The organism is Streptomyces nymphaeiformis, from assembly GCF_014203895.1.
In the GTDB taxonomy this organism is placed as follows: domain Bacteria; phylum Actinomycetota; class Actinomycetes; order Streptomycetales; family Streptomycetaceae; genus Streptomyces; species Streptomyces nymphaeiformis.
Genome location: NZ_JACHJY010000018.1, coordinates 33,119 through 56,378, shown reverse-complemented (window position 1 = coordinate 56,378; position 23,260 = coordinate 33,119). Strand labels below are relative to the sequence as shown.

The 23,260-nt window shown below is 71.1% G+C and carries 22 protein-coding genes; 5 read left to right on the top strand and 17 right to left on the bottom strand.

The window, feature by feature from the left end; translation table 11 throughout:
* Nucleotides 1-3 precede the first annotated feature (3 nt).
* Nucleotides 4-369, bottom strand: a complete 366-nt coding sequence (locus GGE06_RS40365; protein WP_116159772.1) for a metal-sensitive transcriptional regulator — start codon at nt 367-369, stop codon at nt 4-6.
* A gap of 194 nt (nt 370-563) precedes the next feature.
* Between GGE06_RS40365 and GGE06_RS40360 the strand changes: the two genes are divergently transcribed.
* Nucleotides 564-1,184 (top strand): DUF47 domain-containing protein, encoded by a 621-nt coding sequence (locus GGE06_RS40360; protein WP_116159771.1) that lies wholly within the window; start codon nt 564-566, stop codon nt 1,182-1,184.
* A gap of 5 nt (nt 1,185-1,189) precedes the next feature.
* Nucleotides 1,190-2,188, top strand: coding sequence for an inorganic phosphate transporter (locus tag GGE06_RS40355; protein WP_116159770.1), 999 nt, complete (start codon nt 1,190-1,192; stop codon nt 2,186-2,188).
* 108 nt (nt 2,189-2,296) lie between these two features.
* Here the strand turns inward: GGE06_RS40355 and pstB are convergent, their stop codons facing one another.
* The 11 genes from pstB to mshD all read right to left on the bottom strand — a co-directional run bounded on the left by pstB (nt 2,297) and on the right by mshD (nt 14,013).
* Nucleotides 2,297-3,073 (bottom strand): phosphate ABC transporter ATP-binding protein PstB, encoded by a 777-nt coding sequence (gene pstB / locus GGE06_RS40350; protein ID WP_116159769.1) that lies wholly within the window; start codon nt 3,071-3,073, stop codon nt 2,297-2,299.
* A 25-nt stretch (nt 3,074-3,098) separates the two neighbouring features.
* Entirely contained in the window at nt 3,099-4,175 is a 1,077-nt protein-coding gene (gene pstA / locus GGE06_RS40345) for a phosphate ABC transporter permease PstA (RefSeq protein ID WP_116159768.1), read from the bottom strand.
* Complete coding sequence (pstC, locus tag GGE06_RS40340) at nt 4,172-5,146, bottom strand: phosphate ABC transporter permease subunit PstC (protein WP_184933148.1); 975 nt, start codon at nt 5,144-5,146, stop codon at nt 4,172-4,174. The genes pstA and pstC overlap by 4 nt, the downstream gene beginning before the upstream one ends.
* A gap of 124 nt (nt 5,147-5,270) precedes the next feature.
* Entirely contained in the window at nt 5,271-6,413 is a 1,143-nt protein-coding gene (gene pstS, locus GGE06_RS40335; RefSeq protein WP_116159766.1) for a phosphate ABC transporter substrate-binding protein PstS, read from the bottom strand.
* 465 nt (nt 6,414-6,878) lie between these two features.
* A complete protein-coding gene (locus GGE06_RS40330; protein WP_116159765.1) occupies nt 6,879-7,292 on the bottom strand; it encodes an NUDIX hydrolase in 414 nt (137 codons plus the stop codon).
* A complete protein-coding gene (locus GGE06_RS40325; RefSeq protein ID WP_116159764.1) occupies nt 7,289-8,272 on the bottom strand; it encodes a CHAD domain-containing protein in 984 nt (327 codons plus the stop codon). The genes GGE06_RS40330 and GGE06_RS40325 overlap by 4 nt, the downstream gene beginning before the upstream one ends.
* A complete protein-coding gene (locus tag GGE06_RS40320; RefSeq protein ID WP_116159763.1) occupies nt 8,259-10,562 on the bottom strand; it encodes an RNA degradosome polyphosphate kinase in 2,304 nt (767 codons plus the stop codon). Before GGE06_RS40320 ends, GGE06_RS40325 begins: the two co-directional genes overlap by 14 nt.
* 256 nt (nt 10,563-10,818) lie before the next feature.
* Nucleotides 10,819-11,787: an ABC transporter permease gene (locus GGE06_RS40315; RefSeq protein WP_246533069.1), complete on the bottom strand. Its 969-nt coding sequence runs from the start codon at nt 11,785-11,787 to the stop codon at nt 10,819-10,821.
* Nucleotides 11,784-12,617 (bottom strand): ATP-binding cassette domain-containing protein, encoded by an 834-nt coding sequence (locus GGE06_RS40310; RefSeq protein WP_184933147.1) that lies wholly within the window; start codon nt 12,615-12,617, stop codon nt 11,784-11,786. The genes GGE06_RS40315 and GGE06_RS40310 overlap by 4 nt, the downstream gene beginning before the upstream one ends.
* Entirely contained in the window at nt 12,614-12,997 is a 384-nt protein-coding gene (locus GGE06_RS40305; protein WP_184933146.1) for a GntR family transcriptional regulator, read from the bottom strand. The genes GGE06_RS40310 and GGE06_RS40305 overlap by 4 nt, the downstream gene beginning before the upstream one ends.
* A gap of 89 nt (nt 12,998-13,086) precedes the next feature.
* Nucleotides 13,087-14,013, bottom strand: coding sequence for a mycothiol synthase (gene mshD / locus GGE06_RS40300; protein ID WP_116159762.1), 927 nt, complete (start codon nt 14,011-14,013; stop codon nt 13,087-13,089).
* A 152-nt stretch (nt 14,014-14,165) separates the two neighbouring features.
* Between mshD and GGE06_RS40295 the strand changes: the two genes are divergently transcribed.
* Nucleotides 14,166-15,998 (top strand): bifunctional metallophosphatase/5'-nucleotidase, encoded by a 1,833-nt coding sequence (locus tag GGE06_RS40295; RefSeq protein ID WP_116159761.1) that lies wholly within the window; start codon nt 14,166-14,168, stop codon nt 15,996-15,998.
* Between the two features lie 108 nt (nt 15,999-16,106).
* Nucleotides 16,107-16,961, top strand: a complete 855-nt coding sequence (locus GGE06_RS40290) for a phosphatidylinositol-specific phospholipase C (protein WP_246533068.1) — start codon at nt 16,107-16,109, stop codon at nt 16,959-16,961.
* Between the two features lie 13 nt (nt 16,962-16,974).
* On the opposite strand, the gene GGE06_RS40285 is transcribed toward GGE06_RS40290, so the two are convergent.
* The 5 genes from GGE06_RS40285 to GGE06_RS40265 all read right to left on the bottom strand — a co-directional run bounded on the left by GGE06_RS40285 (nt 16,975) and on the right by GGE06_RS40265 (nt 22,225).
* The gene (locus tag GGE06_RS40285; RefSeq protein ID WP_184933145.1) at nt 16,975-18,369 is read right to left on the bottom strand and encodes a sensor histidine kinase; all 1,395 of its coding nucleotides are present in this window, start codon (nt 18,367-18,369) and stop codon (nt 16,975-16,977) included.
* Complete coding sequence (locus tag GGE06_RS40280) at nt 18,366-19,109, bottom strand: response regulator transcription factor (protein ID WP_181924564.1); 744 nt, start codon at nt 19,107-19,109, stop codon at nt 18,366-18,368. The genes GGE06_RS40285 and GGE06_RS40280 overlap by 4 nt, the downstream gene beginning before the upstream one ends.
* 20 nt (nt 19,110-19,129) lie before the next feature.
* Nucleotides 19,130-20,245 carry a S1C family serine protease gene (locus GGE06_RS40275; RefSeq protein ID WP_184933144.1) on the bottom strand — a complete coding sequence of 372 codons (1,116 nt, stop codon included), beginning with the start codon at nt 20,243-20,245 and terminating at the stop codon, nt 19,130-19,132.
* Between the two features lie 99 nt (nt 20,246-20,344).
* Entirely contained in the window at nt 20,345-21,370 is a 1,026-nt protein-coding gene (locus GGE06_RS40270; RefSeq protein WP_116159756.1) for a LacI family DNA-binding transcriptional regulator, read from the bottom strand.
* Between the two features lie 24 nt (nt 21,371-21,394).
* Complete coding sequence (locus GGE06_RS40265; protein ID WP_116159755.1) at nt 21,395-22,225, bottom strand: response regulator transcription factor; 831 nt, start codon at nt 22,223-22,225, stop codon at nt 21,395-21,397.
* 224 nt (nt 22,226-22,449) lie between these two features.
* Between GGE06_RS40265 and GGE06_RS40260 the strand changes: the two genes are divergently transcribed.
* Nucleotides 22,450-23,256, top strand: a complete 807-nt coding sequence (locus GGE06_RS40260) for an alpha/beta hydrolase (RefSeq protein WP_184933143.1) — start codon at nt 22,450-22,452, stop codon at nt 23,254-23,256.
* Nucleotides 23,257-23,260 lie beyond the last annotated feature (4 nt).

Sequence of the window (23,260 nt, the reverse complement as noted above, 5' to 3'; positions counted from 1 at the left end):
GCCTCAGGTGCGCAGCATGCGGGCGATGGCCTTCGTGGCCTCCTCGACCTTCTCGTCGATGCCCGAGCCGGTGGCCGCCGCGTCCGCGACGCAGTGCCGCAGGTGCTCCTCCAGGAGCTGGAGGGCGAAGGACTGGAGCGCCTTCGTCGAGGCGGAGACCTGCGTGAGTATGTCGATGCAGTAGACGTCCTCGTCGACCATGCGCTGGAGGCCCCGGATCTGGCCCTCGATCCGGCGCAGCCGCTTGAGGTGTTCGTCCTTCTGCTTGTGGTAGCCGTGCACGCCGTGATCGTGTCCGTGCGCGTGGTCGGCCGGCTCGACGGCCCCGACGGAATCGGGGGTGACCTGGTCCGTCTCGGTGGTCGTCATCGCGTCCTCCCGTTGTCCAGATAAGGGGTGGTATACCCCTCGTGGGTATATGGTACCGATCCCCGCCGGTCCGGGCGGGGGCCCGCTGCAGTTCACTGTGCCTGATGGGCGACACTGAGAGACGCCGGTTAGCCGTGGCCGGATGATGCGCCTAGCATCAGCCTGACCGAATTCCAGCACCCCGAGGACCTCACGTGCGATTTCGTCTGACCCCCAGGGAGACGAGCTTCTACGACATGTTCGCCGCGTCCGCGGACAACATCGTCACGGGCTCCAAGCTCCTGATGGAACTGCTCGGAGCGGAGCCTTCCGCCCGGGCCGAGATCGCGGAGCGGATGCGGGCAGCGGAGCACGCCGGTGACGACGCCACCCACGCGATCTTCCACCAGCTGAACTCCTCCTTCATCACGCCGTTCGACCGCGAGGACATCTACTCCCTCGCTTCGTCCCTCGACGACATCATGGACTTCATGGAAGAGGCCGTCGACCTGGTCGTCCTCTACAACATCGAAGAGCTCCCCAAGGGTGTCGAGCAGCAGATCGAGGTCCTGGCCCGTGCGGCGGAACTGACCGCCGAGGCCATGCCGAACCTGCGGACGATGGCGAACCTCACCGAGTACTGGATCGAGGTCAACCGTCTCGAGAACCAGGCGGACCAGATCCACCGCAAGCTGCTCGCCCACCTCTTCAACGGCAAGTACGACGCCATCGAGGTGCTGAAGCTCAAGCAGGTCGTGGATGTGCTGGAAGAGGCGGCCGACGCCTTCGAGCACGTGGCCAACACGGTGGAGACCATCGCGGTCAAGGAGTCCTGAGCTTCGTGGACACCTTCGCTCTGATCGTGACCATCGGTGTCGCGCTCGGCTTCACGTATACGAACGGCTTCCACGATTCCGCCAACGCCATCGCCACCTCGGTGTCGACCCGGGCGCTGACCCCCCGGGCGGCGCTGGCGATGGCGGCCGTCATGAACCTGGCGGGTGCCTTCTTCGGCAGCGGCGTCGCCCACACCGTCAGCAAGGGCCTGATCGAGACGCCGACCGGCGACAAGGGGATGGGCATCCTCTTCGCCGCGCTCCTGGGCGCGATCGTCTGGAACCTGATCACCTGGTACTTCGGTCTTCCCTCGTCCTCCTCGCACGCGCTCTTCGGCGGCATGGTGGGCGCGGCGCTCGCGGGTGGCACGGGGGTCATCTGGTCCGGCGTCATCGACAAGGTCGTCATCCCGATGTTCCTCTCGCCGGTGGTCGGCCTCATCGCCGGTTACCTGGTGATGACCGTGATCCTGTGGATGTTCCGCAGGTCCAACCCGCACAAGGCCAAGCGCGGCTTCCGTATCGCACAGACCGTCTCGGCGGCCGGCATGGCGCTCGGCCACGGCCTCCAGGACGCGCAGAAGACGATGGGCATCGTGGTGATGGCCCTGGTCATCGGCGACGTGCAGAGTGCCGACGCCCCGATCCCGGTATGGGTGAAGATCTCCTGTGCCGTGATGCTCTCGCTCGGTACGTACGCGGGTGGCTGGCGGATCATGAGGACCCTCGGCCGCAAGATCATCGAGCTCGACCCGCCGCAGGGCTTCGCGGCCGAGACCACCGGCGCGGCGATCATGTTCACCACGGCGTACGTCTTCAAGGCGCCGATCTCCACGACGCACGTCATCACCTCGGCGATCATGGGTGTGGGCGCCACCAAGCGCGTCAACGCGGTCCGCTGGGGCGTCGCGAAGAACATCGTGATGGGCTGGTTCATCACGATGCCGGCGGCGGCGCTGGTCGCTGCCGCGAGCTACTACGTGGTGCAGCTGCTGTTCGGGTAGGACCCCCGCACCGGGTCCCCCGGGAAATGGTTGGGCCCGGCTCCCCTGTGGGGGAGCCGGGCCCTTCGTCTTGTGGTGGCACCGCCATGCAGCACCACAAGACGGGTCTTATCCGAAGCGGCCGGAGATGTAGTCCTCGGTCGCCTGGACGCTCGGGTTGGAGAAGATGCGCTCGGTGTCGTCCAGCTCGATCAGCTTGCCGGGTTGGCCGACGGCCGCCAGGTTGAAGAAGGCCGTACGGTCCGAGACGCGGGCCGCCTGCTGCATGTTGTGCGTCACGATGACGATCGTGAAGCGCTCCTTCAGCTCGCCGATCAGGTCCTCGATGGCGAGGGTGGAGATCGGGTCGAGGGCGGAGCAGGGCTCGTCCATCAGCAGGACGTCCGGCTCGACCGCGATGGCGCGGGCGATGCACAGGCGCTGCTGCTGGCCGCCGGAGAGGCCGGAGCCCGGCTTGTTCAGGCGGTCCTTGACCTCGTTCCAGAGGTTGGCGCCCTTGAGGGACCGCTCGACGATGTCGCTGAGCTCGGACTTCTTGTACTTGCCGTTGAGGCGCAGGCCCGCCGCCACGTTGTCGAAGATCGACATGGTGGGGAAGGGGTTCGGGCGCTGGAAGACCATGCCGACCGTGCGGCGCACGGCGACCGGGTCGACGTTCGTCCCGTACAGGTTCTCGTCGTCGAGCATCACCTTGCCCTCGACGCGGCCGCCGGGGGTGACCTCGTGCATGCGGTTCAGGGTGCGCAGGAAGGTGGACTTGCCGCAGCCGGACGGGCCGATGAAGGCCGTCACGGAGCGGGGCTCGACGGTCATCGAGATGTCGTCGATCGCCTTGTGGGCGCCGTAGTAGGCGGAGAGGCCGCTGACGTCGATTCGCTTGGCCATATCAATTCACTTCCAGAGTGCCGCGTCAGCGGCCGGTCTTCGGGGCCTTCCAGCGGGCGATGCCGCGGGCCACCATGTTGAGGATCATGACGAAGGCGATCAGGACGAGCGCGGCGGCCCAGGCGCGGGCCACGGCGGCGTCGGTGCCGACCGCGTACTGCTCGTACACGTAGAGCGGCAGGGAGGACTGGGCGCCTTCGAAGGGGTTCGGGTTGATCAGCTTCGTACCGAACACGAGGAGCAGGACCGGGGCCGTCTCACCGGTGATGCGGGCGACCGCGAGCATGACGCCCGTGGTGATGCCGCCGATCGCGGTGGGCAGGACCACCTTCAGGATGGTGCGCCACTTGGGGATGCCGAGGGCGAGGGAGGCCTCGCGGAGCTCGTTCGGGACGAGCTTGAGCATCTCCTCGGTGGAGCGGACCACGACCGGCATCATCAGGATGGCGAGGGCCATCGCGCCGGCGAAACCGGAGGGGCCGAAGCCCAGGATCAGGTTCCAGGTGGCGAGGATGAAGAGGCCGGCGACGATCGACGGGATGCCCGTCATGACGTCGACGAAGAAGGTGACGGCCTTGGCGAGCCTGCCGCCGCCGGCGTACTCGACGAGGTAGACGGCGGTCAGGAGGCCGATCGGCGCGGCGATCAGGGTCGCGATGCCGACCTGCTCGATGGTGCCGAGCAGCGCGTGGTAGACGCCGCCGCCGGCCTCGGCGTCGAGGACGCCGTTCATCGAGTGGGTCAGGAAGTAGAGGTCGAGGACCTGCGCGCCCTTGCTGATCGTGACCCAGGCGAGGGAGACCAGCGGGATCACGGCGAGGACGAAGCACACCCAGACGAGGCTGGTGGCGACGCGGTCCTTGGCCTGGCGGCGGCCCTCGACCTTGGTGGTCACGGCGAAGGTGACGAGGACGAAGAGCAGCGCGGCGATCAGGCCCCACTGGACCTTGCTGTGCCAGCCGGCGCCGAGGCCGATGCCGATGCCCGCGGCGATGGAGCCGGCGGCGATGGCGGCCGGGGTCCAGCGGGGGAGCCGGGCGTGCGAGAGGGGGTCGCGGCGCGGGGCCACCGAGACCGGACGTTCCTGTATGGCGTGGCTCATGCCGCTGCCCCCGAGTACTCCTTGCGGCGGCCGATGATCCAGCGGGCGGCGCCGTTGACCAGCAGGGTGATGGCGAAGAGGACGAGACCGGAGGCGATGAGCGCGTCACGGCCGAACTCGTTGGCCTCGTTGAACTTGGCGGCGATGTTCTGCGCGAAGGTGCCGCCGCCCGGGTCGAGCAGGTGGCCCGAGATGACGAAGCTGGGGGAGAGGACCACGGCGACGGCCATGGTCTCGCCGAGTGCGCGGCCGAGGCCCAGCATGGAGGCGGAGATGATGCCGGAGCGGCCGAAGGGCAGCACCGACATGCGGATGACCTCCCAGCGCGTGGCGCCGAGGGCGAGGGCGGCTTCCTCGTGCATCTTCGGGACCTGGAGGAAGACCTCGCGGGTCACGTTGGTGATGATCGGGAGGATCATGATCGCCAGGAGGATGCCCACGGTGAAGAGGTTGCGGGCGACGCCGTCCTGGGACTTGTCGAAGATGTACGTCCAGCCCATGAACTGGTCGAGCCACTTGTTGAGGCCGTCCAGGTACGGGACGAGGAAGATCGCGCCCCAGAGGCCGTAGATGATGCTGGGCACGGCGGCGAGCAGGTCGACGACGTACGCGAGCGGCTTGGCCAGCTTGCGCGGGGCGTAGTGCGAGATGAAGAGGGCGATCCCGATCGCGACGGGCACGGCGATGACCATCGCGATGACCGAGGAGACCAGGGTGCCGAAGGCGAGGACGGCGATGCCGAAGACCGGCGGGGTGTTCGCCGGGTTCCACTCGAAGGTGGTGAAGAAGTTCGTGCTGTCCTCCGAGATGGCGAGGGCGGCACGGTAGGTGAGGAAGACCGCGATCGCGGCCATGATCACGAGGAGGGTGATGCCGGAGCCCTTGGACAGACCGCTGAAGATGCGGTCGCCCGGGCGGGTCGCGCTCTTGGCGCGCCGGCTCCTCTGTATGTCGGGTGAGATGGTAGCCATCGGTTTTCTCCGGTCTGCGGGTCCCGTACGTCCCTTGCGGGGGTGCGGGGGCCCTGGCGGCGGTGCACCGGATGCCGGGGCCGGCCCCTCCACGGGAGGGTGAGGGGCCGGGCCCGGCCGGGGGTCAGGACAGGGTGGGGACGATCGCGCGGACCTTGGCCGCGATCTCGGCCGGGAGCGGGGCGTAGCCGGCGTCGGAGAGGACCTTCTGGCCCTCCTCGCTGGCGGTGTAGGTGAGGAACGCCTTCAGGGTCGGCAGGGTGTCCGCCTTGTTGCCCTTGTCGCAGGCGATCTCGTAGGTGACCAGGGTGATCGGGTAGGCGCCCTCGGCCTTGGTGGTGTAGTCGAGGGAGAGGGCCAGGTCGCTGCCGGTGCCCTTGACCTTGGCGGCGGCGATGGCCTTCGAGGCGTTCTCGGTGGTCGCGGCGACCGGGGCGGAGGCGCCGGTGTTGATGCTGACCGTGGAGATCTTGTTGGCGGTCGCGTAGGAGAGCTCGAAGTAGCCGATGGAGCCCTCGGCGTCCTTGACCGCGGTGGCGACGCCGGAGGAGCCGTTGGCGGCCTGGCCGCCCGGGGCGGGCCACGACTTCGTCTTCGGGTCGTACTTCCAGTCGGACGGGGCCGTGGCGGAGAGGTACTTGCCCAGGTTCTGGGTGGTGCCCGACTCGTCCGAGCGGTGGAAGGCCTGGATGGTGGTGTCGGGGAGCTTGGCGCCCGGGTTCAGCTTGGCGATCGCCGGGTCGTTCCACTTGGTGATCTTCGTGTCGAAGATCTTGGCCAGGGTGGGGGCGTCCAGGACGAGGTTGTCCACGCCGTCCAGCTTGTAGCCGATGGCGATGGGGCCGCCGACCATCGGCAGGTTGATGCCCTTGCCGCCCTTGCAGACCTTCTGCGACTCGGTGACCTCTTCGGGCTTCAGGGCGGAGTCGGAGCCGGCGAAGGTGACCTGGCCCTGGTTGAACTTGGTGATGCCGCCGCCGGAACCGATGGCCTGGTAGTTGACCTCGACGCCGGAGCACGCGGCCTGGAAGTTCTTGACCCACAGGTCCATGGCGTTCTTCTGCGCGCTGGAGCCGGCGGCGAGGAGCTGGCCCTTGGCACCGTCACACGCGATGTTCGACGCGGCGGCGGAGGTCTTGGTGCCGGAGTCCTTGGTCGGGGCCGCCGTGTTGTTGTCCGAGCCACACGCCGAGAGGACGAATGCGCCGGAGACGACGAGGGCACCGATCGCGGAGGCGCGAAGCCCGTTCTTGCGCGAAAGCTTCACTTTCGGGTGTTCCTTCCAGAAGCCGCCTTGTCGCGGACCGTGATGTCCTGACCGTTCTACGGCGGCGTGTGTCGGTTGGTGGGTGCATCGCTGTGCTCCGTGCACCGTGTAAGGCCGAAATTAGGCAGAACAGGTGAAGCCGTCGACGGGGGAGGGTGAACGGCAAGTGAACCGTGCCGGAAGCGCCGGTGCGGGGCCCTTGGGCGGGCGGTGGCGCCAGAGGCTCCCGAGCCTGGACCCGCACCGGCTCGTGCGCCGCGCTCGGGGTGCGGGTCCAGGCGCGGAACGCGGAGGCGCCGCTGGGGGCGCCGTCCCGTGTGCCCACCCTCCCCCGAGCTCTCGGCTTCGCTCGAGCAGGGGGGACCCCCTCGCCCCTGCGGGACGATCGCCCACACGGGGGGTGGGCCGGCAGGGGGCGGTCGAGGTGCCGGTCGGACAGGTGTGGCCCGCGTTGTCGCGGGCTCGTCAAGGGTGGGTCGTGGCCATGGCTGCGTCCAGGAGGTCGCGGTCTCTCGGTTGGGTGAGGCGCGGGCGGGCCGAGGCAGGGGGAAGCCAGACGAGGGCGTCGATCTCCTTCGTGGGGACGAAGCCGCCGTCCAGCGCCCGGGCCGACCAGTACACGACCTCCTTGGGCCGGCCGTCCACCGTGTAGTGGGCGGTCGGCAGGCGGGGGCCGAGCTCACAGCGCCGGCCCGTCTCCTCGAGGACCTCGCGCAGCGCGCACGCCTCCGCCGTCTCGCCGCGCTTCCGCTTGCCCTTGGGGTGCGACCAGTCGTCCCACTTCGGTCTGTGGACCAGGGCGATCTCGATTCCCTGGCCGGAAAGCGCCGGCCGCCACAGCACGCAGCCCGCCGCCAGGATGGGGGTGGGCGTGCTCATGGGACCGGGGCCGTCGTTCTGCGCCAGGCGCGTTGGAAGGCGAAGCGCGCGGCCTCGACCTCGTGGCGCTGGTCGGCGTGGAGGACGCCGAGGGCGTAGGCCGTCGCCGGGGCGATGCGCGGGGTGCGGGCCGCCGTGGCCGCCGCCGATGCGGCCTCCGCCGCGTCGCGGTGCCGGTCCAGGGCCCGGGCCGCCTCGTACAGGACGGAGTCGGGTTCGCCGCCCGTGTGCAGGGCCTCGGTGGCGTACCGGTGCAGGCGGAGCAGGAGCCGGGTCTGGTGCCAGGGCGCGTCCTGGGCCTCGCCGGCGGCGAGGGCGAGGGCGTCGGCGTTGTACGGGTGCGCCGCCCGGGTGAGGGGGAGCGCGGCGACCGCGTCCAGGAGGCGGCGCTCGGCGAGGTCGGCGGGGGCGTCGATGACCTCGGTGGCCGGGGCCGCGCCCGCGGGCCCGAGCGGGACCTCCGAGGCCAGGAGCGCGACGGCGTCCGCGACCGCGTGGAAGCGGGCGGAGCCGAGCGCCTGGAGGGAGGCCGAGTGGGCGCGCGTACGGGCCAGGGTCAGCTGGCGTTCGAGGAGCGCGCCGGCCCGGGCGGCGCCGACCGTGAGCCCGGCGCCCTCCGAGCCGCGGGCCGCCGGCACGGGCCCGCTGCCGTTCGACAGGCGGGACAGCGCGTCCACCAGGCGGATGAGCCGGGACGTGCAGGCCTGCTCCAGGGCCAGCGTCCCGGACAGCCAGGCGAGCTCGGTGCGCAGCTGGTCGGCCCAGGCCGTGTCGAGCAGCGGCCGGAAGGTGTGGAGGGTGCCGCCGATCCGGCGGGCCGCCCCCCGCAGCGTACGGGCGGCCTCCTCCGCTCCGGCCGTGTCGGAGCCGCTCTCGGTGTGCAGGCGCAGGCCGCGGAGGAAGTCCGCGGCCCGCGCGTGCAGGTAGGGGGCCAGGACCTCGCCCGCCGTGACGTCCTGCGAGTGGTCAGGGTTGTGCACGCCGGCGCCTCCGCGCGTCGATGAGCATCTCCTGGACGTGCCGCAGCGGCCGGCCTTCGGGATCGGTCGCGTGCCGCGTCCAGTTCCCGTCGGGGCCGAGGTGCCAGGAGGAGGTGGTGTCGGACATCCCGGTCTCCAGGAGCCGGGTGAGCGCAGCCCGGTGCGCCGGGTCGGAGACCCGTACGAGGGCCTCGATCCGGCGGTCCAGGTTGCGGTGCATCATGTCGGCGCTGCCGAGCCAGACCTCGGGTTCGCCGCCGTTGCCGAAGGCGAAGACCCGGGAGTGCTCCAGGAAGCGGCCGAGGATCGAGCGGACCCGGATGTTCTCCGAGAGGCCGGTGACCCCGGGGCGTACGGCGCAGATGCCGCGGACCCAGATGTCGACGGGGACGCCGGCCCGGGAGGCCTGGTAGCAGGCGTCGATGATCGCTTCGTCGACCATCGAGTTGACCTTGATGCGGACGTACGCGGGCCGCCCGGCGCGGTGGTGCGCGATCTCCTTGTTGATCCGGGAGACCAGGCCGTCCCGCAGCGACTTCGGGGCGGTCAGGAGACGGCGGTACGTCTCGCGGCGGGAGTAGCCGGAGAGCCGGTTGAACAGGTCGGACAGGTCCGCGCCGACCTGCGGGTCGGCGGTGAGCAGGCCCAGGTCCTCGTAGAGCCGGGCCGTCTTCGGGTGGTAGTTGCCGGTGCCGACGTGCGAGTACCGGCGGAGGAGCTCGCCCTCCTGCCGTACGACGAGCGACAGCTTGCAGTGGGTCTTCAGGCCGACGAGGCCGTAGACGACGTGGCAGCCGGCCTCCTCCAGCTTCCGCGCCCACTTGATGTTGGCCTGCTCGTCGAAGCGGGCCTTGATCTCGACGAGGACGAGGACCTGCTTGCCGGACTCGGCGGCGTCGATGAGGGCGTCGACTATCGGGGAGTCGCCGGAGGTGCGGTACAGCGTCTGCTTGATCGCGAGGACGTCCGGGTCGGCGGCCGCCTGCTCCAGGAAGGCCTGCACGGACGTCGAGAAGGAGTCGTACGGGTGGTGCAGGAGCACGTCCCGCTCGCGCAGCGCCGCGAAGATGTCGGGCGCGGACGCGGACTCGACCTCGGCGAGGTCCCGGTGGGTGCCGGCGACGAACTTCGGGTACTTCAGCTCGGGCCGGTCCTGCCCGGCGATCCCGAAGAGGCCGGTGAGGTCGAGCGGGCCGGGCAGCGGGTAGACCTCGGCGTCGGAGATCTTCAGCTCGCGGACCAGCAGGTCGAGGACGTACGGGTCGATGGACTCCTCGACCTCCAGGCGCACCGGGGGCCCGAAGCGGCGCCGCATGAGCTCCTTCTCCAGGGCCTGGAGAAGGTTCTCGGCGTCGTCCTCCTCGACCTCCAGGTCCTCGTTCCTGGTCACCCGGAACATGTGGTGCGCGAGCACCTCCATGCCGGGGAACAGCTCCTCCAGGTGCGCCGCGATGACGTCCTCGAGCGGCACGTACCGCTGCGGGGAGGCCTCCAGGAAGCGGGAGAGCAGCGGCGGCACCTTGACGCGCGCGAAGTGGCGGTGGCCGCTGACCGGGTTGCGCACGACGACGGCGAGGTTGAGGGAGAGGCCCGAGATGTACGGGAAGGGGTGGGCCGGGTCCACGGCCAGCGGGGTCAGGACCGGGAAGATCTGCTGCCGGAAGAGGGTGAAGAGCCGGGCCTGCTCCTTCTCAGTGAGCTCGGGCCAGCGGATCAGGTGGATGCCCTCGTCGGCGAGGGCCGGGGCCACGTCCTGCTGGTAGCAGGCGGCGTGCCGGGCCATGAGCTCGCGCGAGCGCGTCCAGATCAGGTCGAGGACCTCGCGGGGCTGGAGGCCGGAGGCGGAGCGGGTGGCGACGCCGGTGGCGATGCGGCGCTTCAGTCCGGCGACGCGGACCATGAAGAACTCGTCCAGGTTGGACGCGAAGATCGCGAGGAAGTTGGCCCGCTCGAGGAGGGGCGTCGTCGGGTCCTCGGCGAGTTCGAGGACGCGCTCGTTGAACGCGAGCCAGCTGCGCTCCCGGTCGAGGAAACGGCCCTGCGGCAGGTCGTCGCCGAGCGTGCCGTCGTCCTCGTACGTGTCGGGATCCGTGTCCAGGTCGGCGTCGATGTCGGTCACGACGGTCCCGTTGACGATGTGCGCGCGCTGCGCGGTCATGGAACCGAGGGCGGGCGCGGCGGCGGGCGTGCCGGAGGGCGTCTCGGACGCCTTCCCGGATGCCTTCCCGGACGACTTTCCGGACGGCGCGGCGGGGGACTGGACCGGGACCTCGGCGGGCTTCTGGCTCATGGCCCCATTCTTCCGCGCGAAGGGGTGATCGGGCGCGTCGGAGCGGGCCGTGGGGGCGGGCAGTCTCCCTTTGGGGAGGACCACCCTGCCGGGAGTGGACACGGAGCGCTTCATTGCGTGAGCGTCGCAAGCGCGTCTGAATGGCCGGTAACGACGACATGTCGTACGGGAATCGGGGGCGGGGCCCTTGTCGGGGCCCCGCCCCCGCTTTGTCTACGCGTGTCCGCCGTGTCCTCCGGCGGTGCTCCCGGGTCCGCTACGGGTGCCGGGACCGCAGGACACGGAAGGCGGCGAGGGTCGCGAGGACGGCGACGGCCACACAGATGCCGGTCTCGACGAGCTGGAGGGGCCAGTAGTGCGAGGCGGGGTGGATGTCGAGGAACCCGGTGACACCGCCCCGGCCGGTCATGCACCGCCCGACGTCGTCCGACTGGGCGGTGAAGCAGTCCTGCCAGAGGATGCGCTCACCGGATGCCGTGAGCATGCCCCGGTCCAGTGGCCACGCGCGGCCCTCGGCCGACAGTCCGGCGCCGGTCAGGGTCCGAACCGGCCAGAGGCCGTCGCGCAGCCGGGAGAGGACCGCCAGGGCCACCCCGATGACGACGGCGGCGATCCCCATTGCGACGATGGTGCGCCGGACGAGGATGCCGACGGCCGTGCCCAGGGCGAGCCCCAGGAGGGCGTGTGCCACCGGCACGACGCCGTACGAGACGAACACCGTCGGCTCGTACCAGAACGTGGGGTAGTCGTCGGCCGGGCCCGTCGACCACGACCAGTAGAAGACCAGGCTCAGCACGGGGACGACCGTGAGCGTGAGTGCGGCGGGGACCGCGATCTTGGCCGCGAGCCAGCGTGCCGGGCTGACGGACTGGGTCCACGCCAGCTTGTACGTGCCGGACTCCATCTCCCGGGCGAGCATCGGGCCCGCGACGAAGGCCCCGAGAAGGATGGGAAGGACGAGCATGGCTGCGGCGGCGTATCTGACGAGGTTCCGGGCGAACCACTGGTCGTCGGCGTAGTTGCGCTGCGCCTGGAAGCAGGATCTGTCCGAGCCGTTGACGGTGCAGCCCGCCGTTCGCAGCGCGTCCACCGCGCCGTCCGACCACATCCGCGAGGCGACCATGACCGCCAGCGCGCAGACCGCGAGGGCGAGTGACCACCACAGCGCCCGCCGGTGCTGCCGGAACGTCACCCACTGCGGGCCCTTCAGGGCGAGGGTGCTCATGCCGGGGCTCCTTCGGTGGGGCGGAGGTGGGCGAGGAGGAGTTCTTCCAGGGAGGGTTCCGCGGTCTCCCAGGGGCCTTCGACGGGGCCCTCGCGGCGGACCAGTGCGGTGAGCTGACGGCCCGTCGTCCGGGAGTCGACGACCGTGTGCGGGGCGAGGTCGGCGATCGGGCCGGTCAGCAGGGTGTGCGCGGCGAGCAGGTCGTCGATGGCGCCGTCGAGGCGGATGCGGCCGTCCTGCACCAGGAGCAGGTGGTCGCAGGAGCCCTCCAGCTCGGTGAGGATGTGCGAGGACATGGCGACGGTCGTGCCGCGTTCCGCGGCGTCGGCCAGGAGCGCGCCCATGAGTTCGCGCCGGGCGAGCGGGTCGAGGTCCGCCATCGGCTCGTCCAGGAGCAGCAGTTCGGGCCGCTTGCCGAGGGCGAGGGCGAGCGCGAGCCGGGTGCGCTGCCCGCCGGAGAGGGTGCGGACCCGGGCGTTCCCGGGCAGTGGGCCGGTGATGCGCTCGGCGGCGGCCGGGTCCCAGCGGTCCGGGTTGAGCTCGTGGCCCAGGCGCAGCGTCTCGGCGACGGTGAGCTGTCCGTACAGGGGCTTGTCCTGGGCGACGTACGCGAGGCGGTCCCGCGTGGGGGCCGTGATCCTGCCCTCCGTGGGGCGCAGCAGGCCCGCGGCCAGGCCGAGGAGGGTCGACTTTCCCGCCCCGTTGGGGCCGACGACGGCGACGACGCGGCCGGCGGGCAGGGCTAACGTGCAGTCCTTCAGGGCCCAGCCCCCGCCGCGCCGTCGGTACCGCATGCCGAGGCCGTCGGCCTCGATGACAGGATCGGTCATTCGTCCCCCTCGAAGTGTTCCTTCAGTACGGATGTGAAGAGCGCGGCCACGTCCTCCCGCTCGAGTCCCGCGGCGCGTGCCCGGCGGGCCCAGTCGGTGAGTTCGCCGCGCAGCGGCGAGTCGGCGGGGCCGGTGCCGAGGGTGGCGCGGACGAAGGTGCCGAGGCCGCGGCGGGCCTCGACGAGACCTTCGCGTTCGAGTTCGCGGTAGGCCTTGAGGACCGTGTTGGGGTTGACGGCCGTCGCTTCGACGACCTCGCGTGCGGTGGGCAGTCGGTCGCCCGGCTCCAGGAGGCCCATCCGGAGGGCCTGCTTCGTCTGCTGGACGATCTGGAGGTAGGTGGCGACGCCGCTGCGCCGGTCGATGCGGTACTCGACCACGATCCCTTCCACCACCCTTTCACTAATCAAGTAGTGAAAGGGTGGTGGAAAGAAGGGGGCGGTGTCAACCGCCCCCTGTCCGCCGGGTGTCAAGACTCCGTGCGGTACATCAGGTCCACCTCGTGCGTCGTGAAACCGATGCCTTCGTAGACCCGTACCGCCGCCGTGTTGTCCGCGTCCACGTACAGCATCGCCGTCGGCAGGCCCTGTGCCGCCAGGTGGCGCAGGCCGATCGCGGTCAGGGCCTTGCCGAGGCCGCCGCCCTGGGCGTCCGGCAGGATGCCGACCACGTACACCTCGCCGAGCTGCTCCTCGGCGTGCGTCTTCGTCCAGTGGAAGCCGATGAGCCGCCCGTCCTTCTCCGCGAGGAAGAAGCCCTTCGGGTCGAACCACGGCTCGGCCATCCGGTCGTCGAGGTCCCGCTGCGTGAGCGAACCCTGTTCCGGGTGGTGCGCGAAGGCGGCGGCGTTGACGGCGAGCCAGGCCGCGTCGTCCTGGCCCGGGGTGAAGGTGCGGACGGTCACGCCCTCGGGCAGCACCGGCTCCGGGATGTCGAGCGGCACCAGGGGGCGGCGCAGCTGGCGCAGCTCGCGGAAGAGCGTCAGGCCGAGGACCTGGGCGAGGTGCCGGGCCGCCGACTTCCCGCCGTGCGCCCAGACCCGCAGGCGCTTGCCGGAGGTGTTGAGCAGCTCGGTGCCGAGCGCCCGGCCGTGGCCGCGGCCCCGGTGGGAGGGGTGGACGACGAGCTCGGCGGCCGGGGCCTCGATCGGGTCGGTCTCCTCCAGCTGGGCGTAGCCGTAGAGGTGGGTGCCGACGGTGAGGAGGAGGTGCCGCACGCCTTCGCGCCTGCCGTGCCGCAGGTAGAGCCGCCCCTGCTCGGACACGGCGTGCATGCCGTCGGCCCGCTCGGCGGCCTCGAGCAGATCCAGGACGTCCTGGATCTGCTCGGCCGTGAGCTCGTCATACGTGTGGATCTGCCGTCCCGGTTCGAGGGCCGGCGCCGTGTCGGAAGTCATGGCTACGAGCCTACGGCGACACTTCGTCAGCCAGCGGCAACTGTCTTGTAACCAGCCACCCCCTGTTGCGCTACGCGCGTTGACTCTAGGCTGCTCGCGCAACGGGGGAGTAGATCAAGGCCGCGAAACGGGGCAAGGGGACTAGGGGAGAGATGGCAGCGACACCGAGGAAGAACAAGACGGTACGGCGAATTCTCGCCGCCGGAGCGGGGATTGCGACCGTCGGGGCGCTCGTCGCCGCGATGCCGTCGGCCGGTGCGGCCGGGGGCGAGTACGCCGCCGGGCAGGGGACCAACGGCAAGGGCTGGGGCCGGATGGTCGACGTCCAGCTGCTGTCCTTCAACGACCTGCACGGCAACCTGGAGCCGCCGGCCGGCTCGTCCGGGCAGGTCACCCGGACCAAGGAGGACGGGACGACGGAGAAGATCGACGCCGGTGGTGTCGAGTACCTGGCGACGCACCTGCGCCAGGCCCGTGAGGGGAACCGTTACTCCATCACGGCGGCGGCCGGTGACATGATCGGCGCCTCGCCGTTGCTGTCCGGTCTCTTCCACGACGAGCCGACGATCGAGGCCCTGAACGACCTCGACCTGGACGTCACCTCGGTCGGCAACCACGAGTTCGACGAGGGCGCGCGCGAGCTGGCCCGCATGCAGAACGGCGGCTGTCACCCGACCGCCGGCTGTTTCGTCGAGGGCAAGACCTTCGAGGGCGCCGACTTCCCGTACCTCGCGGCGAACGTGACGGACGAGAAGACGGGCAAGCCGATCCTCGACCCGTACTTCGTCTGGGAGAAGGACGGCGTCAAGATCGGCTTCATCGGCGTGACCCTGGAGGGCACCCCGAACGTCGTCACCGCCGAGGGCGTCAAGGGCCTGAAGTTCGGCGACGAGGTCGAGACGATCAACAAGTACACGAAGATCCTGGAGCGCAAGGGCGTCAAGTCCATCGTCGCCCTGGTCCACGAGGGCGGCATGCCGGCCTCCGCCTCGTACAACTACAACTGCGACGGTGACGGGGACGGTGACGGCGAGGGCGTCTCCGGTGCGATCGTCGACATCGCCAAGAACGTCTCCCCGCAGGTCGACGCGCTGGTCACCGGCCACACGCACCAGGCGTACGTGTGCAGCATCCCGGACCCGGCGGGCAACCCGCGCCTGGTCACCTCGGCGTCCTCGTTCGGCAAGCTGTACACGGACACGACGCTGACGTACGACCGCGCCACGAAGGACATCGTGCGCACGGCGGTCGCCTCCGCCAACCACGTCGTCTCGCGTGACGTGCCGAAGGCCGAGGACATCTCCCGGCTGATCTCCGACTGGAAGGCGCTCGCCGCCCCGGTCGCGAACCGGCCGCAGGGCTTCATCGCCGCCGACATCAACGGCCGCGGCTCCACGGCGTACGAGAAGCCGCTCGGCGACGTCATCGCCGACGCGCAGCTGGAGGGTCTGTCCCCGGCCGACAAGGGCGGCGCGCAGCTGGCCCTGATGAACCCGGGCGGCATCCGCGCGGACCTCGTCTACAAGCAGTCCGGCGTCGAGGGCGACGGCGTGGTGACGTACGGCGAGTCGTTCACCGTGCAGCCCTTCACCAACATGATGAACGTGGTCGACCTGACCGGCGCGAACCTCATCACCGCGCTGAAGCAGCAGGTCAGCGGCTCGAACCTGAACTCGATCAAGATCCTCCAGGTGTCGAAGGGCCTGACCTACACGCTCGACATGACGAAGACGGGCGCGGACCGCGTCGTCGACGGCACGATCAAGCTGAACGGTGAGGCGATCGACCCGGCGAAGACCTACCGCGTCGCGATCAACGAGTTCCTCGCGGGCGGCGGCGACGGCTTCGCGGCCCTGGCGACCGGCACGAACAAGCTGGTCGGCGCCTCGGACCTGGACGTCTTCAACGCCTATCTGGCGGGCCACTCCTCGGCGGCCAACCCGCTGCCGGTCCCGGCCGCGGACCGCATCACGGTCGTGAAGTAACCCCGAAGGACCCCTGAGAGGGGGCGGCGACCCGCTTCGGCGGACCGCCGCCCCCTTTCGCGCACCCGCTCTGGTGATGTTGTTGTGGACCTGTCATAGTGCCGGGTCATGGAGCGACGACGCTTACTCATGGGAGCCCTGGGGGCCGGGGCCGCACTGTTCGTCGGGGCGCCCAGCGCCTCCGCCGTGGACGTGCGCGCGTGGATGGCGGCGCACGGGGACGGGACCGACCTGCGGCGGCTCACCATCCCCGGGACGCACGACTCGGGCGCCCGGTTCGGCGGGCCCTGGAGCGAGTGCCAGAACACCACGATCGCCCAGCAGCTGGACAGCGGCATCCGGTTCCTGGACGTGCGGTGCCGGGTGACCGGCGGGTCCTTCGCCATCCACCACGGGGCCTCCTACCAGAACATGATGTTCGGGGACGTCCTCGTCGCCTGCCGGGACTTCCTCGCCGCACACCCCTCCGAGACCGTCCTCATGCGGGTCAAGCAGGAGTACTCGGAGGAGTCCGACGCCACCTTCCGCGCCGTCTTCGACGACTACCTCGACGGGAGGGGATGGCGTTCCCTCTTCCGGATCGGGAACACGCTGCCCCTCCTCGGCGAGGCACGCGGCCGGGTCGTCCTGCTCGCCGACAACGGCGGCCTTCCCGGGCTGCGCTGGGCCGACCCCGCCGTCTTCTCCGTCCAGGACGACTGGAACGCCCTGCCCGACGCCAAGTACCCCAAGATCCAGGCCCAGTTCCGCGCCGCCGCCACCCAGCCCGGCCGGCTCTACGTGAACTTCGTCAGCACCTCCGCGTACCTGCCGCCCCGCTGGAACTCCGACCGGCTGAACCCGTGGGTGCACGGGTTCGTGGACGGCGCCGAGCTGGCCGGGAGGACCGGGCTCGGCATCGTGCCCCTGGACTTCCCCGACACCCGGGCCGGGCTCGTCGAGGCGCTCCTCCGGCACAACTAGCGACCGCCGGTCCTCACAGCTCCGGCGGTGGCGTCGGCGCTCCCGGCAGGCGCAGCCTCGCCACCGTGCCGCCGCCCTCCGCCGGTTCCAGGGACACCGTGCCGCCCGCCTGCTGCACCGTGCGCGCCACGATCGACAGGCCCAGGCCCGAGCCCGGGAGGCTGCGGGCCGACGGGGAGCGCCAGAAGCGGTCGAAGACGTGCGGGAGCTCGTCCGGGGCGATGCCGGGGCCGTGGTCGCGGACGGTCAGCTCGCCCCGCATCAGGGTCACCTCGACCGTGCCCCGGGGCGGCGAGAACTTCACCGCGTTGTCCAGGACGTTCACCAGGGCCCGTTCCAGCGCCGGCGTCTCCGCCCGTACGTACCAGGGCGCGAGGTCCGTGTCGAAGGTGAGCTCCGGGCCGCGCAGCCGCGCCCGGTCCAGGGCCGTCCGCAGGATCGCGTGGAGCGGGACCACTTCGAGCGGGTGGTCCGGCTGCACCGCGTCCGGGCGGGCCAGCTCCTGGAGGTCGCCGATCAGCGCGGCCAGCTCCGTCATCTGCGCCTTCACCGAGGCCATGAGCGCCCGCCGGTCGTCCGGCGGGATCGCCCGGCCGGTCTCCTCGCTGCGCGCGAGGAGTTCGACGTTCGTACGGAGGGAGGTCAGCGGCGTCCGCAGTTCGTGGCCCGCGTCCGCGATGAGCTGCGCCTGCCGGTCCCGGGAGCTCGCGAGCGCCGCCGTCATCGCGTTGAAGGAGCGGGACAGGCGGGCGATCTCGTCCTCGCCCTCCACCGGGATCCGGACGGTGAGGTCCTCGGTCGCGGCGACGTGCTCGACCGCGTCGGTCAGCCGGTTCACCGGTTCGAGGCCGGTCCGCGCGACCCACAGTCCGGCCGCACCCGCGCCGACGACGCCGATCCCGGAGACCAGGAGCAGCACCCAGCGGAGCGTGGACATCGAGTTGTCGATCTCGGAGAGCGGGCGGGCGACGGAGACCGCGATGCCGACGGGGCCGTCCTGCGGGTAGGTGTAGACCCGCATCTCGCGGCCGTCGTCGTCCTTCACCGTGCGCAGCACGTCGTCGAGCTGCCCGCGTGCCACCGCGAGTTCGCCGGTCCCGGCGGGGATCGCGGCCTCGCCCGAGGTGCACACGCTGCCGCCGGCGAGGATGACCTGCACGGTGTACGAGCCCGCGAGCGGCGGCGGCGTCGCGCCCTGGCGGCACAGCGCGAGCAGGCTCTGCACGCCGTTCGTGTCCAGGCGGGTGCTGCGCAGCGAGGAGTCCAGCTCGGCCTCCAGCTGCACCCGCGTCACGAACCAGCAGGCCGCCGACACCGCCGCGACCGCCACCGCCACCGCGAACGCGGTGAGCAGCGCGAGCCGTGACCGCAGCGGGCGGGAGCGGAACCAGGCCACGGGTCCGGTCATTCCCCGCCTCCTCCGCGCAGGGCGTAGCCCACGCCCCGGACGGTGTGGACGAGGCGCGGCTCGCCGCCGGCCTCGGTCTTGCGCCGCAGATACATCACGTACACGTCCAGCGAGTTGGAACTGGGCTCGAAGTCGAAGCCCCACACGGCCTTCAGGATCTGCTCCCGGGTGAGGACCTGGCGCGGGTGCGCGAGGAACATCTCCAGGAGGGTGAACTCGGTGCGCGTCAGCTCCACGGTCCGCCCGCCGCGGGTCACCTCGCGCGTGGCCAGGTTCATCCGCAGGTCCTCGAAGGCGAGGACGTCCTCCGCGGCGGGTGCGGCGGCGGACGCCGAGGCGTAGGAGCTGCGGCGGAGCAGGGCGCGGATGCGGGCGAACAGCTCGTCCAGCTCGAAGGGCTTCACGAGGTAGTCGTCGGCGCCGGCGTCGAGGCCGGTGACCCGGTCGCCGACGGTGTCGCGGGCGGTGAGCATCAGGATCGGCACGGTCGAGCCGGAGGCCCGGATCCGGCGGGCCGCCGTCAGCCCGTCCATGCGGGGCATCTGGACGTCGAGGACGACGAGATCGGGGGCGTACGACTCCATCGCGGCGAGCGCGTCGAGTCCGTCGACGGCGTCCCGCGTCGCGTATCCCTCGAAGGCGAGGCTGCGGCGCAGGGCCTCCCGCACGGCGGGCTCGTCGTCGACGATGAGGATGCGCTCGGCTTCGTTCTGCTGTCCCGGCAAGGGCTGTCCCGTCATGGGGTCAGCGTCCCACGTGCTCAGTTGCCGCCGCCCGAGCGGAGGCCGTCCAGGTCGGCCTTGACCGTGTCGACCGGGATCGCGAATCCGAGACCGACGCTTCCGGCGGTGGAACCGTTCGAAGAACTGGGCGAATACATGGCCGAATTGATTCCGATGATCTCGCCGTTCATATTGATCAGCGCGCCGCCGGAATTCCCCGGATTGAGCGAGGCGTCGGTCTGGATCGCCTTGTACGTGGTCTTCGACGAGCCGGTGTCGCCGTTGAACTGCTGCCCGCCGAACTCGAACGGCCAGCCCTGCTGCGGGTCCCACTGCTGCTGTTCCTGCTGCTGCCCCTGGCCGCCGTCCTCCTTCGCGACGGTCACGTCCCGGTCGAGCGCGGAGACGATGCCGCTCGTGACGGTGCCGGTGAGGCCCTCGGGGGAGCCGATCGCGACGACCTCGTCGCCGACCCTCAGCTTCGAGGAGTCGCCGAGCGTGGCGGCCTTGAGCCCGGAGGCGCCCTGGAGCTTGATCAGGGCGAGGTCCTTGTCGGGGTCCGTGCCGACGACCTGGGCCCGGTAGGTCTTGCCGTCGCTGAGCTGCACGGTGACCTGGGAGGCGCCGGAGACGACGTGGTTGTTGGTGACGATCTCGCCGTCGGAGGTGATGATCACGCCCGAGCCGGTGGACTTGCCGGAGTTCGAGGTCGCGGAGATCTCCACGATGGAGGGGGAGACGGCCTCGGCGACCCCGGCGACCGTGCCCTTGGTGCCGGTGGAGACGTTGGTGCCGCTCACGACGGGGGCGGAGGCGCTGACCGGGGGGTCGGAGGCGAGCTGCTGCACCAGCGTCGCCGTGCCGCCGCCGACCGCGGCGGCGGCGATGGCCACGGCCGCCATGAGCCCGACCCCGCGCTTGGCGCGGCGGCGGGGCGAGGGGACGGGAGCGGGGACGGCGCCGACGAGCGTCGGGTCCACCGGCGGCGGGGTGTTCCCGCCCGAGGGCCAGACGGTCGTGCCCGGCTCGGTGGTGAGCGGCTGGGGCCGCTCGTACGGGCCCTGCGGGCCCCGGGGGGCCTGCGTCGGCTCGTACGGCGGCCTCGGCGGGTGGTACGGCTGCTGCTGTGGCTGCTGCTCCTGGAAGTCCGTCATGGCTATGACTCTCGGATCCGTACATGAGAGCCGTCTGAGGACCGGCTGAGAAGCCCGACAGAACCCTGTATGTCCCGTATAAAGACGGGTCCCGCGGTCCTACTCGTGGCAGCCGCAGGAGCGGCGGACGATCAGGGCCGACGGGAACAGCTTCACGCGCTCGCGGCGCGAGCCCGCCACGCGGATCGAGTCGTCGAGGACCAGGTCCACGGCCGCCCGGGCCATCGCGGGGCGGTCCGAGGAGACCGTGGTCAGCGGCGGGTCGGTGAGCGCCGCCTCCTTCACGTCGTCGAAGCCCGCGACCGCCAGCTCCGTCGGCACCTCGATGCGCAGCTCGCGGGCGGCCCGCAGGACGCCGAAGGCCTGGTCGTCGGTGGAGCAGAAGATGGCCGGCGGCCTGTCGGGGCCGGCGAGCAGCTTGAGGGCGACCTGGTAGGCGTCGTACCGGTTGTACGGGGCCTCGAAGAGCCGGCCCTCGGTCGGGAGGCCCGCCTCCTGCATGGCGCGCCGCCAGCCCTCGACGTGGTCGGCGACCGGGTCGCCGACGGCCGGGGTGTTCGGCACGCCGCCGAGGCACGCCACGTACGGGTGGCCGTGCTCCAGGAGGTGCCGGGTGGCGAGCTGGGCGCCGCCGATGTCGTCGGTGACGACGGCCACGTCGTCGATCGCCTCGGGCCGCTCGTGCAGCAGCACCACGCGCGCGTCCCAGGCCTCGATCTCGCTCGCGGCCTGCTCGCTCATGCCCTGGCTGACCAGGATCAGTCCGGAGACCCGCATCCCGAGGAAGGCCCGCAGGTAGTGGACCTCGCGCTCGGTCCGGTAGTCGGAGTTGCCGACGAGGACCATCTTCCCGCGCTCGGCGGCGGCCTGTTCGACCGCGTGCGCCATCTCGCCGAAGAACGGCTGCCGAGCGTCGGGGACGATCATGCCTATGAGGTCCGTGCGCCGTGAGGCCATCGCCTGCGCCACCCGGTCGGGCCGGTAGCCCAGCTCCTTGATGGCGGCGAGGACACGCTCGCGCGTGGCCGGGGCGACCGGCCGGGGTCCGTTGTTGATGACGTAGCTCACGACCGCGGTAGAAGTACCTGCAAGTCGCGCTACGTCATCCCGCGTCACCTTGGCCACGCGCGGCAGTCTACGCGGGGGGACCTACCTACCGGCAGGTCGCACTGTGGCATCTGCCACGTTCCTGTCCTCCGGGAGGGTGATGAGCTCCGTGTCCTCCTTGACGCGCGCGGCCGCGCGGGCCTTCTCCCGGTCGCGCGTGCTCTCCGGTTTGGCCCGGGCCTCATCGGCCGCCCGCTCGACCTTCTCGGGCGTGACGAAGCGGTAGCCGACGTTGCGGACGGTGCCGATGAGCGACTCGTGCTCGGGGCCGAGCTTGGCCCGCAGCCGCCGTACGTGGACGTCGACCGTGCGGGTGCCGCCGAAGTAGTCGTACCCCCAGACCTCCTGGAGGAGCTGGGCGCGCGTGAAGACCCGGCCCGGGTGCTGGGCCAGGTACTTGAGCAGCTCGAACTCCTTGAAGGTCAGGTCCAGCACCCGGCCCTTGAGCTTCGCGCTGTACGTCGCCTCGTCCACCGACAGGTCGCCGTTGCGGATCTCCATCGGGGAGTCGTCCGCGACGATCTGCTGGCGGCCCATCGCGAGCCGGAGCCGCGCCTCGACCTCGGCGGGGCCCGCCGTGTCGAGGAGGACGTCGTCGATGCCCCAGTCGGCGGTGACGGCCGCGAGGCCGCCCTCCGTGACGACGAGGATCAGCGGACAGCCGGGCCCGGTGGAGCGCAGCAGCTGGCAGAGCGAGCGCACCTGCGGGAGGTCGCGCCGGCCGTCGACGAGGATCACGTCCGCGCCGGGGGTGTCCACGAGGGCCGGGCCCTCGGCCGGGGCGACCCGGACGTTGTGCAGCAGCAGGCCGAGGGCGGGGAGCACCTCGGTCGACGGCTGGAGGGCGTTCGTCAGGAGCAGCAGAGAACTCATCGCGCCGCCCCTGCCTCGATCGTCGTCGATCCTTCGTGCGTCGTCGTTCGCTCGTCCATGACGTCGGTTCCTCCTCGGTCCCTGCGAGGACGTCTATGTGTGCTCACGTGTGGCTCTCTCGCGCCCTGAGAGCTTTTGTTCATCCGTCCGTAACAACGGTCGGAAAACACAAAAGGACCCGGGGGCTGCGTTGCCCGGATCCTCTGGCAAGCAGAATAGCCCACATGAGTTCCGAGGCAGAGGGCCGATTTCACATGGTGGATGTTTCCTCGCTCACTTCCCGACCTGTGCGGTCCATGCTGCGTACCGAAGACGGTGTCCGGATCGAGGCGGTTTACGAACCCTCACGGGCAAGTGTCACCGATACGGCGGTCGTCCTCGCCCACGGCTTCACCGGGTCGGCCGACCGGCCCGCCGTCCGGCGCGCCGCCGGCGCCCTCGCGCAGCGCGGCGCGGCCGTCGTCACCTTCTCCTTCCGCGGCCACGGCCGCTCCGGCGGCCGCTCCACCGTCGGCGACCGCGAGGTCCTCGACCTGTCCGCCGCCGTCCGCTGGGCCCGTGAGCTCGGCCACGCGCGCGTGGCGACCCTCGGCTTCTCCATGGGCGGCTCCGTGGTCCTGCGGCACGCGGCCCTGGAGCGCGGCACGGAGGGCCGCGCCGACGCGGTGGCCGCCGTGTCCGCGCCCGCCCGCTGGTACTACCGGGGGACGGCGCCGATGCGCCGCGTCCACTGGGTGGTCACCCGGCCGGCGGGCCGCCTCGTCGGGCGGTACGGACTCGGCACCCGGATCGACAGCAGGGCCTGGGACCCGGTGCCGCTGTCCCCCGTGGAGGCGGTCCCGCTGATCGCGCCGACCCCCCTGCTGATCGTCCACGGCGACCGCGACGCGTACTTCCCGCTCGACCACCCGCGCATGCTGGCCGCCGCGGGCGACGCGGAGCTCTGGCTGGAGCGGGGCATGGGCCACGCCGAGAACGCGGCCGACGAGAAGCTCCTCGCCCGCCTGGGGGACTGGCTCACGCGCGCATAGCCCA